Raw genomic sequence first — 14,849 nt, forward strand, 5'->3', positions numbered from 1 at the left:
GTGATGCCATCACTGCTGCCGGATCCCTGAATTCAGCAGCAAGAGCAGCACTGCTTCTTTGCCCGCTCAGCGATGAGCGATCAGGCGTGCATTCGCGCGGCGGCGCATCCCGACCCCTGAATGGTTACGATGGAGCCTTTGCCGTCGACGAACTAAACCGGCGCATCCTGACTGAGCCCAGGCTCGCTTCAGATCCCATGGTGCAAGCCGTCCTGGCTGGCGACCTTGGGAAACTCCTGGCAGGCGAACACTTTGATGGCCTGATGCAGATCTTGGCGCTCACTCATGCTGGGATGACGACCGACGAGTTTCGTGACGCGGTAGAGGCATGGCTCACATCGGCCAAACATACGCGATTTGGCAGGCCCTATGACGAACTCACCTACCAACCCATGCAGGAGCTTCTGCGCCTTCTGCGGGTAAATGGCTTCAAGAACTTCATCGTTTCCGGTGGCGGTGCGGACTTCATGCGCGTCTGGGTGGAGCGCGTTTACGGCATCCCACCGGAGCAGGTTGTCGGCTCGACAGCGCGGACGACATTTGAGCTACGCGACAGCGGACCGGTGCTGACAAAAACCCTCGATTATTTATTTGTCAATGACAAGGAAGGCAAGCCCGTCGGCATTCATCAGTTTATCGGCCGGCGACCTACGATCTGTTGTGGGAACAGCGACGGCGACCATGCGATGTTGCAGTACACCACGATCAACAACCCGCTCCCTAGTTTCGGCCTGATCGTCCACCATACCGACAGTGAACGCGAGTATGCCTATGACGCCGAGACGAAGAGCACCGGCAAGCTTGTCGAAGCCCTCAAGGAGGCCCCCAAGCGTGGCTGGCTCGTTGTGGACATGAAGCAGGACTGGAATGCCATCTTCCCTCCCGAGTAGAGGTAACCCGTGAATGGGCGACGTTGGTTCTGCCAGCTATCAACGCCCATGCACACCGACCGCCGAAGGTGATTGGTAATGGTGTACAGATTGCCTGCGGCGGGTGATGGGCATCGTTGGGCAGCACTTCGCTGTCCTCCGGTTCCATCCGCATGAACTTTTTTGTTTGCAGTGCCATGCCATTGTTGGTTGGTAGCTGCTAAGCGTCTGCTCCCCCTTGCTGGGCGTCAGAGAATTCCATCTCCCCCTATTTCCACCAAGTTCAGATGAGCTGCATCGCCCAACTAAGAAGTATGCCGCAGAAGATACTGCTCCCATTGCCATTCAGAGCGGAAGATCTGATCACCACGCTCCATTCCCATGAATGACACCACCCCAGACCCACTGCCCGTCGGATTCCGTGATGTCGATGCGACCGCTCCCGACAAGATCATCCGCTGTCTCGACTCTCTTCAGTCGATGGCAGCGGGGCGGGCGTACAAGGCGCGCGCACTCGACCTTCTTGGGCTCGAACCGGGAGCCTCCGCCCTCGACGTGGCCTGCGGACTTGGCGACGATGTGGTGAAGATGAAGGCGCGAGGCGTACGCGCCGTGGGCGTCGACCGCAGCCGCACGCTCATCGCTGCGGCGCAGTCGCGGCACGCCGGAAGCGGCTGCGAGTTCAACGTGGCCGACGCCGCGGACCTCCCCTTCGCTGACTGCAGCTTCGAGGCGGTGCGGATCGACCGCTCCCTCCAGCACATCCCCGACCCGGGCCGAATCGTCCTGGAGATGGCCCGCGTCGCCCGGCGGGACTCGGTGGTGCTCTGCGCCGAGCCTGACTGGGGCACGTTCCTGATTGGCGGGCGCCACAGCGCTGTGACCGAACGCATCCAGCACGACTGGATTCGGACATTCCAGAACCCGTGGATCGGCCGCGAGTTGTCGAGCCTCCTTGCCGACGCCGGGGTGGGCGACATCCGCCAGGAAGGATTCTGGCTGCCCACCCACGGGTTCGCCGAGTCGGATCTCCTGTTCGAAATCGATGCCAACGCCAGGGATCTCTCCGTCGAACTCCCCGAGGCCCTCCCCTGGCTCGATGCATACCGCCGGGGTGAGGCATACGCGGGCGTTCTGATGCTGATCTGCTGGGGCCGCAAGCACTGACCGGTCACGACTGAGAGGACGAGGACCGGCTGGTGCGCTTTTCGCTTCGGGGGCGTTCAGCAAGGGGTCGCTGCAGGTAGCTGTGAATGAAATCCACGCAATACCAAGCTCAGGACTTGCGACGGCGCGAGATGGAGTGGGTGGAGGTAAAGCTCAGGGTCAAACGCAGGGTTGCTCAGGTGGAGGGGATGCCCAGAAAGTAGGGCTCCTGTTCATCGGAGTAAAATGTGACCCTTGCCACGGACTTATTGGATCAGGATGAGCACATTCTGGATTATGTCATCGTTCATGAGCTGCTTCATCGCCGTCCTGATTGATGCCGACAACGCCCAGGCGCCCGTGATCACTCAGCTGTGGCTGAAGGAGGCCCAGGACGCCACCGATTCGGCTGGGCACTGATAACGCCCATACCGGCTGAGTGGCGATCGAGCCCGGACAAAGGTTGAAGCACTCAGAGCAGGTTCGCTGCCAGCTCCGCCAGGGCTGAGCGTTCCCCCTTGAGCAGGGTGACGTGGCCCGCCAGCCGTTGCCCTTTGAAGCGCTCCACCAGCCAGGTGAGTCCGTTGCTGTCGGCATCAACGTAGGGGTTGTCGATCTGATACGGGTCGCCGGTGAAAACGATCTTCGTGCCCTCTCCCACCCGGGTCACGATCGTCTTCACCTCATGGGGTGTGAGGTTCTGGGCCTCATCCACCACCATGTACTGGCGGGGAATCGAGCGGCCGCGGATGTAGGTGATCGCCTCCACCTCCAGCAGGCCCATGCCCTTGAGGTCCGACCAGTTGCTGCGAGGACCACGGCTGGAGCGCATGCTGCCCTGGGACGAGTCCTCACCACCGAGCAGGTAGTCGAGGTTGTCGATGATGGGCTGCATCCAGGGACCCATCTTCTCCTGCAGATCCCCGGGCAGGAAGCCGATGTCCTTGCCCAGGGGGATCACCGGCCGGGTCACCAGCAGGCGGTCATAGAGGTGTTCATCGGCCACCTGATGCAGCCCGGCGGCAAGGGCCAGCAGGGTCTTGCCGGTGCCGGCCTTGCCCACCAGGGTCACCAGGCTGATGGCCGGATCCAGCAGCAGGTCGAGAGCGAAGGTCTGCTCCCGGTTGCGCGGGCTCACCCGCCCCAGCTTGATCCGCGTTGCTTTCTGCAGGGGCCGCAGACCCCTGGCGGAAGCATCCACCCGCGCCAGCAACGTGTGCTGGGGTTGCAGCGCATCCACCAGGGTCACCCCTTCGTTTGCCACCAGCGGCGCCTGGGGCGGCACACCTGGCGGCAGCTCCTCCAGGGCCAGCGATCCCTGGCTGTGCAGCTGCTCCATCTGCTCAGCCGTGACCACCCACTCGCAGAAGCCCGGGTAAAGGTCGGCGATCGCCACCTTGTCGGTGCTGTAGTCCTGGGCGATCAGGCCCACCGCATCGGCCTTGATGCGCAGGTTGGTGTCCTTGGTGACCAGCACCACGGGGGGCTGGTTGCCCATCACGTCCTGGAGGCGCTGCTCGAGTGCCACCGCCAGGATGTTGTTGTCGCCGTTTCCGGACTTCAGTTCCGGCGGCAGTTGGGCGAGCGTTTCGCTGCGGCAGAACACCACCTTGAGCATGCCGTGGTGCTCGGGATCGATCTCCACCCCTTCGGAGAGATTGCCCTTGTTGCGCAGCTCATCGAGCAGACGGGAGGTCTGGCGGGCATTACGGCCCTTCTCAGATGAATCGCGCTTGAAGCGGTCAATTTCCTCGACCACCTCGATCGGAATCACCACCGTGTTGTCTTCGAAGCGGGTGATGGCCTGGGGATCGTGCAGGAGCACGTTCGTGTCGAGAACGAAGGTCTTCTTCATCACCCACGCCGCAATGGCTGTTCCGTGAACCTAGGCCGCAGCGGTGTCCACCCCGCCAGCCCCTGGCGCCAGACACGACCTACGCTCCCGCAGAACCGGCGCCCCTGCCCCTTGCCGACCCTGCCTCCAACGCTCTGCGCGCTGCTTCTGCTGGCGCTGCTCTTCGGCCTCACCCTGCTCTGGCTGGAGTTGCGCCACCGCCTGCGGCCGGCCTCACCCCTTTGCCTGAGTTCGGGCCCCTGGACCACCAGCTGGAGCAACGAGGGAGCAGTGACGCTGGAGGGCAGCTTCCGGATCGACAACCCCCATGCCCGCATGGAGGTGATGGTGCCGGAACTTCAGCTCCGCCCCACCGTGCTCGGCCGGCAGGACCTCTCAAGCCTGCAGGTGAGCACCACCGTCGTCGCCGACCATCCCGATGAGCCGAGCCGGCCCGATGGCTACTGGGCGGCCTACATCGTCAAGGGGCACAAGAGCACCCAGCTCAAGGCCACGGTGAGCATCAGCCTGCCGGCCGGAGCGAGCGGACCTGGCCCCAAAGAGCGCCACACCCTTCTGGAGGAGCTGCTCGACACCCTCTGGCTGGATGTGATCTGGGTGAACTACGGACCATTCGGGCGTCTGGAGCGCCGCCAGGGCTTCCTGGTGCCGGTTCGCCATCCCGCACCGCTCGATCCGGCCAGCGCTGCCTGGCGAAACGGTGATGGCTGCCAGGTCTTGCCGGTGCCCACCCACCTGCTGGGGGTGCTGGATGATCCCGCCGAAGTGCTGCGCCGCTATGCCGGTCCGGTGCTGCGTCCCGGCGACATCCTCACCATCGGCGAAACGCCCCTGGCGGTGATCCAGGGCCGCTATCAACACCCGTCAATGGTGGAGCCCTCCTGCCTGGCCCGGCTGCTCTGCCGCGTCTTCCATCCCACCAGCAGCCTGGCCACGGCCTGCGGTCTGCAGAGCCTGATCGACACCGTTGGGCCGGCGCGGGTTCTCTGTGCCTGGCTGGCCGGCAGCCTGATGAAGCTGGTGGGCAGCAAAGGCGGCTTCTACCGCCTCGCCGGTGACCAGGCCCGGCTGATCGACGACATCACCGGCACCACTCCCCCCTACGACCAGACGATCGTGCTCGGTCCCGATCAGCCCGAACGCAGCTGCCAGGAGCTGGCCCAGGCCCTGGGGGTGCCTGTGGCCGTGGTCGACGTCAACGATCTCGGCCGGGTCAAGGTGCTGGCTTCGAGCGCGGGCTGCGACGAGAACCTGCTGAAGCGTGCTCTGCGTCCCAATCCGGCCGGCAACGCCAACGAACGCACACCCCTGGTGCTGGTGCGACCGGCCTGAAGCCTCAAGGCTCCTGTCTCGCCCCGATACAGTTGGTCATCAGCGGTTCTTCCGTGCGTCACCCCACGTCATCCCGTTCCCCGGGAGGTGATTCACCCATCGCCCCCGGGGAGGTGCAGGTTGAACCCCTGCAGGGTTGGATGCTGCCGCACCTGCAGGACGCAGCTGTCCTCGATCTGCAACCCCTGCTCCAGAAAGCTCTCTTGCTTCAGACCCCGGAGCGGCTGCTGAGCACCCTGGTGCGGCGGCCACCCCTGGCCCCTGAAGTGCTGGTGGCCCACCGCGGCGGCGATCGCCTGCTGGGCCTGAGCGTGGTGCGGCGTCTCAACCGCAGCGGCAGTTGCTGGGGAGTGGAGGAATTGCGGCTCTGCCGCGAAGCCCTCAGCGAACCGGGCTCTCCCACCGCCAGACAGGTGGAGGGAGCCCTGCTGCGCGAGGCTCTGCACCGCTGCCCCGGGGCCTCCAGCTGGATCACCAGGGTTCCGACAGGGCATCAGGATCGCCTGGCCCTGCTGCGGGAGCAGGGGTTCCAGCCGCTGCTCCAGGAAACCCTCTGGTACTGGGAGCCCGATCCGGCTAATGCAGGCACCAGCCAGCCGGCGGCCGCGCCACCCAGCGACGATCTGCAGCTGCGGCCCCTCAACCGCCGCAGCGCCCCCCTGCTCTGGCACCTGGAGCAGGCCACCTGCCCGGCCCAGTTGCGCCAGCTGCTCGATCGCCGCATCGAAGACGTCCTCGATCAGAGCGAAGGGCAGGGGCTGCTTTGGATCGACCCCAGCCGCCAGCAGGCTGTGGCGGCTGTGCGACGGCTGCGCAGCCACCGCCTCGGTCCAGCGGAGCTGGAGGTGACCCTCCACCCCGGTTGGGCCCACCTGCATGGCTCCGCCCTGGCTCATCTGGTGCGGCAGCAGGCACGTGGATTTTCGCCCCTGCGCCTGCGCAGTGACACTGACGATCACGAGCGCGAGCGCTGGCTGAGCCTCCTTGGCGCGGTGGCGGAGGGGGAGGAACTGCTGATGGCGCGCAGCGTCTGGCGGCGCCAGGACTCCCGCGTTCTCAGCCGCCAGTCCTGGCGGCTCGACACCGTGCTGGACCCCTTCAAGCCTCGTCGCCGACCTGTTCCCACCCCGCTGCAGCGGGGAGTGGGCGGCCACCACGGCCCCCAATCCCTCGGTTGCCCCCAGTCCCTGGGCAGCGACCGTTGAGCCGCCAGCCGCCGCCGCCCCGCTCCGTTCTTGCACTCGATGTGGGCCGGCGGCGGATCGGCCTGGCCGGCTGCGACCCGCTCGGCCTGACCGTCACCCCCCTGCCCCCCCTGGCCCGGGGAGCCTTCCCCGCTGATCTCGAGCGGCTGCGCCCCCTGGTGGCCCAGCGGCGTGTGCAGGCCCTGGTGGTGGGGCTGCCCCTTGATGCCAGCCAGCAGCTCACCGTCCAGGCCAGACATTGCCGCCGCTACGGCCAGCGCCTGGCCCAGGCTCTGGCTCTGCCCCTGGCCTGGGTGGATGAACACGGCAGCAGCTGGGAGGCGGGCGAGAGTCGCGGGCTGCATGGAGATCGCAGCGGCCAGCTCGACAGTGCCGCGGCGGCCCTGCTGCTTGAGCAGTGGCTGCGGGAAGGCCCCGAGGCCCGTCCGGTCAGCCCAGCGACACCGAGACTCGACCAGCCGGCAGGCGTTACGACATTCTGATGCGAACTGCTGATTCCCCATGAGTGCCGAAGGACCGTCGATCAGCGGATCCGGTGACGTGCCCACGGTGCTTGTTCGTGATGGCCAGAACCGCCAGCTGCTCTGCTTTCTCGAGCAACTGATCCCCCTCGATGGACATGACTACGCCCTGCTTACACCGGTGGACACCCCGGTGTGCCTGGTGCGCATCGCCGAGGACGACGACGACGAGGACGAGGTGGTCGAAGAGGTTGATGCCGCCGAGTCGATCCTCAGCGTGGCCGATGTGGTGCTGCAGGAGCACGACCTGACCCTGGTGCGCTCGGCGGTGACCCTCACCGTGAGCGGTGAGCTGGAGGAACCGGACCCTGAGGACTTGGAAGACGACCTTCAGGGCGACGGCGATGGCGACGAGGAGACCGATCTCTACGAGATGCTGATTCAGTTCCGCGCCGAAGACCGGGAATACGGGCTTTACATCCCCCTTGATCCCTTCTTCGTGGTGGCCCGCATGGTGAACAATGAAGCCGTGCTGGTGGAAGGCGAGGAATTCGAGCGGGTGCAGCCGCGCATCGAGGCCGAGCTCGACGATCGGGAGAGCGTTGGGTGAAGCTCCAGCAGCTGTTGCGCCCTGACTGGATGCTGAGCACGACGCTTGCCCATGTGCCGCTGGAGAACCTGCTCGATCGCGGAATCCGCGCCCTGGTTCTTGATGTGGACCGCACCCTGCTCCCCCGCCGCCAGGCCGAGATGCCCCCGCTGATGGAGGCGTGGCTGCGGCAGGCCAAGGATCGTCTGCGACTGCATCTGTTCAGCAACAATCCCTCGCGGCGAAGGATCGGCTCGGTGGCCCAGCGCCTGGATCTGCCCTTCACCACCTCGGCGGGCAAACCTCGACGCAGCGCCCTGCGCCGGGTGCTGGCCGACCTCGACCTTCCCCCCGCTCAGGTGGCTCTGGCCGGTGATCGCCTCTTCACCGACGTCCTGGTGGGCAATCGCCTCGGTCTGTTCACAGTGCTGGTCAAGCCCATCGGTCCGGAGGGTCGACCCTGTCAGCAGGATCGGGTCCAGCGCCTGGAGGTGCGTCTGGCACGGCTGGTGGGCACCGAGTTGAGCCGATGACGCCTTCCACGCCCCCGACACGCCGTGTGATCAAGGTGGGCACCTCCCTGCTACGTGGCACGGCCCAGCGCAACACCGAAGCGGTGATCGCAGGTCTGGCCGCCAGCCTCAGCCGCAGGCGCCAGCAGGGGGAGGCCATCGCCCTGGTCACCAGCGGAGCCGTGGGTCTGGGCTGCCATGCCATGGGATTCGGGGAGCGCCCGGAAGATGTGGTGGCGCTTCAGGCGGCCGCCGCCGTGGGCCAGGGCCGGCTGATGCGCCTCTATGAAACTGCCTTCGCCCAGCACGACACCACCGTGGCCCAGGTGCTGCTCACCCGCGGCGATCTGGCCTCGCGCCGCCGCTACCAGAATGCCTGCCGCACCCTGGAGCAACTGCTGAGCTGGGGCGTGGTGCCCGTGGTCAACGAGAACGACACCCTCGCCACCGATGAGTTGCGCTTCGGCGACAACGACACCCTCTCGGCCCTTGTGGCGGTGGCGATCGGAGCCGATGAGCTTGTGCTTCTCACCGATGTGGACCGGCTCTATTCGGGTGATCCCCGCAGCGACAGCAGTGCCAGGCCGATCGAGGAAGTGCGTGATCTGCTGGAACTGGAGCGGCTCAGCGGCGTCGCCCAGGGCGGCGGGAGCTGGGGCACCGGCGGCATGACCACCAAGCTGGCCGCAGCCCGCATCGCCACCTCCAGCGGCATCGCCGTGCGCCTGGCCGATGGCCGCGATCCAGCGGTGCTCGAAGCCCTGCTGGCCGGCGAGCGTCTCGGCACCCTCTTCCGCCCCAGCCCCAGCCCCCTGCCCGACCGCAAGGGCTGGCTGGCCCATGCCCTTCTGCCCAAGGGGGAGCTGCTGATCGATCAGGGTGCCGAGCGGGCCCTGATCGAGCGGGGCGCGTCCCTGCTGGCGGTGGGTATCCGTGCCGTCAAAGGAGAGTTCGAGCGCCGGGATGCCGTGCGGTTGCTGTCGCTGGAGGGGCGGGAGATCGGCCGAGGTCTCTGTGCCCTCAGCAGCACCGAAGTGGCCCAGGTGCTGGGGCTGCGCAGCCAGGCGGCCGAGACCACCCTTGAGCATGGCGCCGGTGATGCCGTGGTTCACCGCGACCACCTTGTGCTCACCACGCCGGCGGCGGCCCGGGGCTGAGGAGCCGCCCTACGATCCGGCCGCCGGCCGCGATCCCTGGAATGCGCTTCAGCACCTTGCTCACCCACTTGAGCGAGTTGAGCGAGGGCAGCCCCAGGGACCTGGCCGCTGACCCCGACCTGATCACAGCGGCGGCCGTGGACCGGGCCGCTGCGACGGAGCTGGCCTTTCTCGAGCCAGGCCACAGCCTGGCCGCAGCTCTCGAGACCTGCTCGGCGGGTGCACTGCTGTTGCCGCCGGATGCCGCCCTGCAGGAGCTGGCCAGTGCCCGCGGCATCGCCTGGGTGGCCCTGAAGAATCCGCGGCTGGGCTTCGCTGAAGCCCTGGAGGCCCTGTATCCACCCCGCCGCCTGCCGCCGGGCATCCACCCCAGCGCCGTGATCGCGCCAGGGGCCAGCCTGGGCCTTGATGTGCACATCGGCGCTCACGTTGTGGTGGGGGAGGGCTGCGTGATCGGCGCTGGCTCCACCCTCCACGCCGGTGCCGTGCTCTACGACGACGTGCAGCTGGCCGAGGGCTGTGAAATTCACGCCAATGCGGTGCTGCACCCCGGCAGCCGCCTGGGCCGTGGCTGTGTCGTGCACTCCACCGCGGTGGTGGGCTCGGAGGGGTTCGGCTTCGTGCCCACCGCCAGCGGCTGGCGGAAGATGCCCCAGACCGGCCTGGTGGTGCTGGAGGAGGCGGTGGAGGTGGGCTGTGGCACCACCATCGATCGTCCCTCTGTGGGTGAAACGCGCATCGGCGCCGGCACCAAGATCGACAACCTGGTGCAGATCGGCCATGGAGTTGTCACCGGCCGAGGCTGTGCCCTGGCTTCCCAGGTGGGCATCGCCGGCGGCGCCACCCTCGGCGATGGGGTGATCCTGGCCGGACAGGTGGGCGTGGCCAACCGGGCCAGGATCGGCGATCGCGCCATCGCCTCCTCCAAGTCGGGGATCCACGGCGAGGTGGCCGCCGGCGAAGTGGTGAGCGGCTACCCGGCCATCCCCAACCGGTTGTGGCTGCGCTGCTCCGCTGCTTTCAGCAAGCTGCCGGAAATGGCAAAGACTCTGCGCCAGCTGCAGAAGTAGCCTCGCGCCCAGCGCTTCCTCCACGATGACCAGCTACCGGATCACCCTGCTCCCCGGCGACGGCATCGGACCGGAAATCACAGCCGTGGCAAGGCGCCTGCTCGATGCGGTGAGCGCGCGCCATGGCTTCAGCCTCACCTACGACGAGCAGCCCATCGGCGGCGACGCCATCGACCGCACGGGTGTGCCGCTGCCGGAGACCACCCTGGCGGCCTGCCGCAGCTCAGACGCCGTGCTGCTGGCAGCGATCGGCAGTCCCCGCTTCGATGCTCTGCCGCGGGAGCAGCGGCCCGAAACCGGCCTGCTGGGCCTCAGGTCGGGACTGGGCCTGTTCGCCAACCTGCGGCCGGTGAAGATCATTCCGGCCCTGATCGGGGCCAGCACCCTGCGGCCGGAGGTGATCACCGGGGTGGACCTGCTGGTGGTGCGTGAACTCACCGGCGGCATCTACTTCGGCACCCCCAAGGGACGGGTGGTGGCCGATGGCCACATACGTGCCTTCAACACCATGGTCTACAGCGACTTCGAAATCGACAGGATCGCCCGGGTGGCCTTCCAGCTGGCGAGTGAGCGCAGCAGCAGACTCTGCAGCGTCGACAAGGCCAATGTGCTCGATGTCAGCCAGCTCTGGCGCGACCGGGTGGAGGCGATCGCCGCTGAATTCCCCCAGGTGGAGCTCAGCCACCTCTACGTCGACAACGCGGCGATGCAGCTGGTGCGCTCCCCCCGCCAGTTCGATGTGCTGCTCACCGGCAACCTCTTCGGTGACATCCTCAGCGACGAGGCGGCGATGCTAACCGGCTCGATCGGCATGCTGCCCTCCGCTTCGCTGGGTGCCGAGGGTCCCGGGCTGTTCGAGCCGGTGCACGGCTCCGCCCCCGACATCGCAGGGGCTGATCTGGCCAACCCGATGGCGATGGTGCTCTCCGCCGCAATGATGCTGAGGGTGGGCCTGAAACAGGAGAACGCCGCCAGCGAGCTGGAAGCGGCGGTCGACCGGGTGCTCAGCGCCGGCTACCGCACGGGCGACCTGATGGCGGAGGGCTGCACCCAGCTGGGTTGCGCGGCCATGGGCGAGCAGCTTCTGGCGGAGCTCTGAGCGCCCACGGACCGACGACCTGCCAAACTCGCCTTCGCCCTTCCTCCCCCTGCGCCGATGTCCAAGCGTCACCCGGTTGTAGCGGTCACCGGTTCCTCGGGCGCAGGGACCAGCACCGTCAAGCGTGCCTTCGAGCACATCTTCCAGCGGGAGGGGATCGAGCCAGCAGTTGTCGAAGGTGACAGCTTCCACCGCTTCGAGCGCGGCCCGATGAAGGAGGAGATGGCACAGGCCCAGGCCTCTGGGGTCAACTTCTCCCACTTCGGCCCCGAGGCCAACCTGTTCGACAAGCTCGCCGAGCAATTCAAGTCCTACGGCGAAACCGGTGGCGGCCAGAAGCGCTACTACCTCCACTCCGTGGAGGAGGCCGCCGAACACAACGCCCGGCTCGGTACCGAGCTGGAGCCCGGCCAGTTCACCCCGTGGGAGCCGATCCCCACAGGTACCGACCTGCTCTTCTACGAAGGTCTCCACGGCGGTGTGGTGGGCGACGGCTACGACGTGGCCTCCCTGGTGGACCTGCTGATCGGCGTGGTCCCGATAGCCAACCTGGAGTGGATCCAGAAGATCAGCCGCGACAATGCCGAGCGGGGCTATTCGGCCGAGACGATCGTGGACACGATCCTGCGCCGCATGCCCGACTACATCAACCACATCTGCCCGCAGTTCAGCCGCACCGACATCAACTTCCAGCGGGTGCCCACGGTGGACACCTCAAACCCGTTCATCTGCCGCAACATCCCCACCCCGGACGAGAGCTTCGTGATCATCCACTTCCGCAAGGGAGCCCGTGAGAAATGGGGCATCGATTTCTCCTATCTCCTGCGGATGATCAACGGGTCCTTCATGTCGAGCCCGACCAGCATCGTGGTCAACGGCGGCAAGATGGGCTTCGCCATGGAGCTGATCCTCACCCCGATCATTCACCGCATGATCGAGGAGAAGAACAAACTCGCCTGAGCGATTAAGCTGCAGGGGCCGATCGGAATGGCTGAGGCCGATTACCTTCGCCACACCTCCATCCTTCGACCCCGTATCCCCGGCGGCTTCCAGCGGCTCCAGGAGGTCAACCATGCCGTCCTTCGAGATCCGCGGGGCCTCCAATCCGGGCAATCCTCCGGTGCGCTGGGATCAGATCAACAGCGGTGTGGTCATCAAACAGGCTCGGCGTGTGTATTTCCACTACGTGGAGCAATGCCCGGGGGGGGCTGAACCGATCGGGATCGTGCTCGAGAGCAGTGGTGGCCTGGGCCGGGTGGTGTTCGAGGCACCCGTGCTGCTGCCGGATGAGCAGTTCGTCCCCCTGGAGCTGATCCGTGGCCGCAGCGCCGGCCGACCCCGCTCGATCCGCAGTCCCCAGCGCAGCTGAGCGAACGCCATCCGCGTCCTAGTGCCATGCCTGTGGAGCCCGACACGGCCGCCCCTCTCCTGATCCCCCTGCTGGTGGCCCTTCTTGGGGCGTGCGTCGGCAGCTTTCTCAACGTGGTGGCCTGGAGGCTGCCGCGGCGGGAGTCACTGGTGCTCCCCGCCAGCCACTGCCCACGCTGCGGAGTGCCTCTGGCCTGGTACCAGAACCTGCCGGTGCTGGGCTGGCTGCTGCTGCTGGGTCGCTGCGGCAACTGCCGGGGCCCGATCTCCCCCCGCTACCCCCTGGTGGAACTGCTCTGCGCCGGGCTGTGGGTGGCGGTCCTTCAGGCAAGCCCAAGTCCCATGGCCGGGACGCCGGCCTGGCTGCAGATCGGCGCGGGCTGGCTGCTGATCAGCTGGCTGATTCCGCTGGTGCTGATCGATTGTGACCATCTCTGGCTGCCGGAACCCCTCTGCCGCTGGGGTCTGCTGCTGGGTCTGGGAGTCACGCTCGCCGCCGGCCTCAGCCAGTCGGAAGTGGTTTCGCGGGCTCTGATCTTCAACCACCTGCTCGCCGCCTGCCTCGGCCTGCTCGCCTTCGAGGGGCTCAGTGCCCTGGCCGAAAAGTTGATGGGCAAACCGGCCCTGGGGCTGGGCGACGCCAAGCTGACCGCCCTGCTGGGAGCATGGCTCGGGCTCTCCGGTCTGGGTCTGGCGGTGGCCCTGGCGGTCTTCAGCGGAGCTGCCCTGGGAGTGCTGGGCCGCCTGAGCGGCAGGCTCGGGCCATCCCAACCCTTTCCCTTCGGCCCCTTTCTCGCCCTTGGTGGCGTGGCGGTCTGGCTGGTGGGGGAGGGCTGGTGGCTGCAGCAATGGAGCCGGTGGGGCGCCACCCTTTAATGGATTCACCGCTCCGTTGCCAGGTCCAATCCCGTGTCCCTGTTCGACTGGTTCGCCGATCGCCGCAAAGCCAATCCGGTGGTGCGCACCACCCAGGAAGTCGACGATGGGGACGGACTGTGGAGCAAGTGCCCGGAATGCGGGCTGGTGGTGTATCGCAAGGATCTGATTGCCAATGCCAGCGTCTGCAGTGGCTGCTCCTACCACCACCGCATCGACAGCGATGCCCGCATCCGGGTGATCGCTGATGAGGGCAGCTTCAGAGCCATCGACACCGAGCTGGCCCCCACTGATCCACTCGCCTTCAAAGACCGTCGCAGCTACGCCGACCGTTTGCGCGACACCCAGCAATCCACTGGGCTGCGTGATGCCGTGGTCACCGGCCACTGCCGCCTGGAGGGCCTGCCTCTCTCCCTCGGGGTGATGGATTTCCGCTTCATGGGGGGCTCGATGGGCTCCGTGGTGGGCGAAAAGCTCACCCGGCTGATCGAGCAGGCCACCGAACTCCGCCAGCCTCTGCTGATCGTCTGCGCCTCCGGCGGCGCCCGCATGCAGGAGGGGATGCTCAGCCTGATGCAGATGGCCAAGATCTCAGGTGCCCTGCAACGCCACCGCCAGCAGAATCTGCTCTACATCCCCCTGCTCACCCACCCCACCACCGGCGGGGTCACGGCCAGCTTCGCCATGCTTGGTGACCTGATCCTGGCCGAGCCCAAGGCGCTGATCGGCTTTGCCGGGCGCCGGGTGATCGAGCAGACCCTGCGCGAAAAACTGCCCGAAGGCTTCCAGACCGCCGAATACCTGCAGGAGCATGGGTTCGTGGATCTGATCGTGCCGCGTACCCGCCTGCGCAGCACTCTCGCCAGCCTGTGGAGACTGCACGGCGTCAGTGTTCCGGTGGCGGCATGAGCGGACTGCAGCGGTTTCTGCGTGCCGCTGTGGTGGCGGTGGCGCTGCTGGCGATCGGCCTGGCGGCAGGGCCCGCCACTGCCTGGGCGGGTCCGGTGAACTGGCAGGAGGTGCCCGAGAGCCCGGCAGGCCGCCAGTGGTGGGACACGGGCAGCCTGCGCCTCAGCCGTGGCGGGGAGCTTTCGGTGCTCACCCGGTTCCAGCCGGCCTCCGAGGATCGTGGCCAGCTCTACGTGATGGAGCTCGACTGCGATCAGGGGCTCTACCGCGACACCTCAGTGAACGGCTTGCCCCGCTTCAAAGCCGAGTGGCAGCCCACCGGCGGCGATTCTCTGATCAGCGATGTGCTTGATCAGGCCTGCGCGGCTGGCACCGAGCTGCTGGCGTCCCGTTGATCCACT

The 14,849-nt window shown here is 66.8% G+C and carries 16 protein-coding genes; 15 read left to right on the forward strand and 1 reads right to left on the reverse strand.

The genetic code is table 11. From position 1 onward, the window contains the following. The coding region (locus KBY93_RS06840; protein ID WP_255093538.1) for an HAD family phosphatase at positions 1-890 on the forward strand (890 nt) is incomplete at its 5' end. A 360-nt stretch (positions 891-1,250) separates the two neighbouring features. Next, complete coding sequence (locus KBY93_RS06845) at positions 1,251-2,036, forward strand: methyltransferase domain-containing protein (protein ID WP_255093539.1); 786 nt, start codon at positions 1,251-1,253, stop codon at positions 2,034-2,036. A 451-nt stretch (positions 2,037-2,487) separates the two neighbouring features. Here the strand turns inward: KBY93_RS06845 and KBY93_RS06850 are convergent, their stop codons facing one another. Further along, the gene (locus tag KBY93_RS06850; RefSeq protein WP_255093540.1) at positions 2,488-3,870 is read right to left on the reverse strand and encodes a PhoH family protein; all 1,383 of its coding nucleotides are present in this window, start codon (positions 3,868-3,870) and stop codon (positions 2,488-2,490) included. Positions 3,871-3,981: 111 nt separating this feature from the next. Here KBY93_RS06850 and KBY93_RS06855 point away from each other — a divergent pair, with 111 nt between their 5' ends. The 13 genes from KBY93_RS06855 (at position 3,982) to KBY93_RS06915 (ending at position 14,843) form a co-directional block, all read left to right on the forward strand. Beyond that, entirely contained in the window at positions 3,982-5,202 is a 1,221-nt protein-coding gene (locus KBY93_RS06855) for a F420-0:Gamma-glutamyl ligase (protein WP_255093541.1), read from the forward strand. A gap of 53 nt (positions 5,203-5,255) precedes the next feature. Next, positions 5,256-6,407 (forward strand): hypothetical protein, encoded by a 1,152-nt coding sequence (locus tag KBY93_RS06860; RefSeq protein ID WP_255093542.1) that lies wholly within the window; start codon positions 5,256-5,258, stop codon positions 6,405-6,407. Beyond that, complete coding sequence (ruvX, locus tag KBY93_RS06865; protein ID WP_255093543.1) at positions 6,404-6,889, forward strand: Holliday junction resolvase RuvX; 486 nt, start codon at positions 6,404-6,406, stop codon at positions 6,887-6,889. The genes KBY93_RS06860 and ruvX overlap by 4 nt, the downstream gene beginning before the upstream one ends. Positions 6,890-6,908: 19 nt before the next feature. Next, positions 6,909-7,478 (forward strand): DUF3727 domain-containing protein, encoded by a 570-nt coding sequence (locus KBY93_RS06870; RefSeq protein ID WP_255093544.1) that lies wholly within the window; start codon positions 6,909-6,911, stop codon positions 7,476-7,478. 29 nt (positions 7,479-7,507) lie between these two features. Continuing rightward, positions 7,508-7,990, forward strand: coding sequence for a YqeG family HAD IIIA-type phosphatase (locus KBY93_RS06875; RefSeq protein ID WP_399222736.1), 483 nt, complete (start codon positions 7,508-7,510; stop codon positions 7,988-7,990). Continuing rightward, positions 7,987-9,126: a glutamate 5-kinase gene (gene proB / locus KBY93_RS06880; protein WP_255093548.1), complete on the forward strand. Its 1,140-nt coding sequence runs from the start codon at positions 7,987-7,989 to the stop codon at positions 9,124-9,126. The genes KBY93_RS06875 and proB overlap by 4 nt, the downstream gene beginning before the upstream one ends. 41 nt (positions 9,127-9,167) lie before the next feature. After that, positions 9,168-10,196: a UDP-3-O-(3-hydroxymyristoyl)glucosamine N-acyltransferase gene (lpxD, locus tag KBY93_RS06885; RefSeq protein WP_255093549.1), complete on the forward strand. Its 1,029-nt coding sequence runs from the start codon at positions 9,168-9,170 to the stop codon at positions 10,194-10,196. Between the two features lie 25 nt (positions 10,197-10,221). Then, positions 10,222-11,295, forward strand: a complete 1,074-nt coding sequence (leuB, locus tag KBY93_RS06890) for a 3-isopropylmalate dehydrogenase (RefSeq protein ID WP_255093550.1) — start codon at positions 10,222-10,224, stop codon at positions 11,293-11,295. 57 nt (positions 11,296-11,352) lie between these two features. Beyond that, positions 11,353-12,255, forward strand: coding sequence for a phosphoribulokinase (locus KBY93_RS06895; protein WP_255093551.1), 903 nt, complete (start codon positions 11,353-11,355; stop codon positions 12,253-12,255). A 112-nt stretch (positions 12,256-12,367) separates the two neighbouring features. Next, positions 12,368-12,664 carry a hypothetical protein gene (locus KBY93_RS06900; RefSeq protein ID WP_255093552.1) on the forward strand — a complete coding sequence of 99 codons (297 nt, stop codon included), beginning with the start codon at positions 12,368-12,370 and terminating at the stop codon, positions 12,662-12,664. Positions 12,665-12,690: 26 nt separating this feature from the next. Next, positions 12,691-13,539 carry an A24 family peptidase gene (locus KBY93_RS06905; RefSeq protein WP_255093553.1) on the forward strand — a complete coding sequence of 283 codons (849 nt, stop codon included), beginning with the start codon at positions 12,691-12,693 and terminating at the stop codon, positions 13,537-13,539. Positions 13,540-13,572: 33 nt separating this feature from the next. Further along, positions 13,573-14,448 carry an acetyl-CoA carboxylase, carboxyltransferase subunit beta gene (gene accD / locus KBY93_RS06910; protein ID WP_255093554.1) on the forward strand — a complete coding sequence of 292 codons (876 nt, stop codon included), beginning with the start codon at positions 13,573-13,575 and terminating at the stop codon, positions 14,446-14,448. Beyond that, on the forward strand, positions 14,445-14,843 hold the full coding sequence (locus tag KBY93_RS06915; protein WP_255093555.1) for a hypothetical protein: 399 nt from the start codon (positions 14,445-14,447) through the stop codon (positions 14,841-14,843). Before accD ends, KBY93_RS06915 begins: the two co-directional genes overlap by 4 nt. Positions 14,844-14,849 lie beyond the last annotated feature (6 nt).

The organism is Synechococcus sp. J7-Johnson, from assembly GCF_024345795.1.
Classification (GTDB): domain Bacteria; phylum Cyanobacteriota; class Cyanobacteriia; order PCC-6307; family Cyanobiaceae; genus Regnicoccus_A.

Coding starts and splice junctions, on each gene's coding strand:
- KBY93_RS06915 (WP_255093555.1), top strand. CDS start 14,445: ATGAGCGGACTGCAGCGGTTTCTGCGTGCCGCTGTGGTGGCGGTGGCG.
- KBY93_RS06845 (WP_255093539.1), top strand. CDS start 1,251: ATGAATGACACCACCCCAGACCCACTGCCCGTCGGATTCCGTGATGTC.
- KBY93_RS06905 (WP_255093553.1), top strand. CDS start 12,691: ATGCCTGTGGAGCCCGACACGGCCGCCCCTCTCCTGATCCCCCTGCTG.
- leuB (WP_255093550.1), top strand. CDS start 10,222: ATGACCAGCTACCGGATCACCCTGCTCCCCGGCGACGGCATCGGACCG.
- KBY93_RS06870 (WP_255093544.1), top strand. CDS start 6,909: ATGAGTGCCGAAGGACCGTCGATCAGCGGATCCGGTGACGTGCCCACG.
- KBY93_RS06895 (WP_255093551.1), top strand. CDS start 11,353: ATGTCCAAGCGTCACCCGGTTGTAGCGGTCACCGGTTCCTCGGGCGCA.
- proB (WP_255093548.1), top strand. CDS start 7,987: ATGACGCCTTCCACGCCCCCGACACGCCGTGTGATCAAGGTGGGCACC.
- KBY93_RS06850 (WP_255093540.1), bottom strand. CDS start 3,870: ATGAAGAAGACCTTCGTTCTCGACACGAACGTGCTCCTGCACGATCCC.
- KBY93_RS06900 (WP_255093552.1), top strand. CDS start 12,368: ATGCCGTCCTTCGAGATCCGCGGGGCCTCCAATCCGGGCAATCCTCCG.
- lpxD (WP_255093549.1), top strand. CDS start 9,168: ATGCGCTTCAGCACCTTGCTCACCCACTTGAGCGAGTTGAGCGAGGGC.
- KBY93_RS06875 (WP_399222736.1), top strand. CDS start 7,508: ATGCTGAGCACGACGCTTGCCCATGTGCCGCTGGAGAACCTGCTCGAT.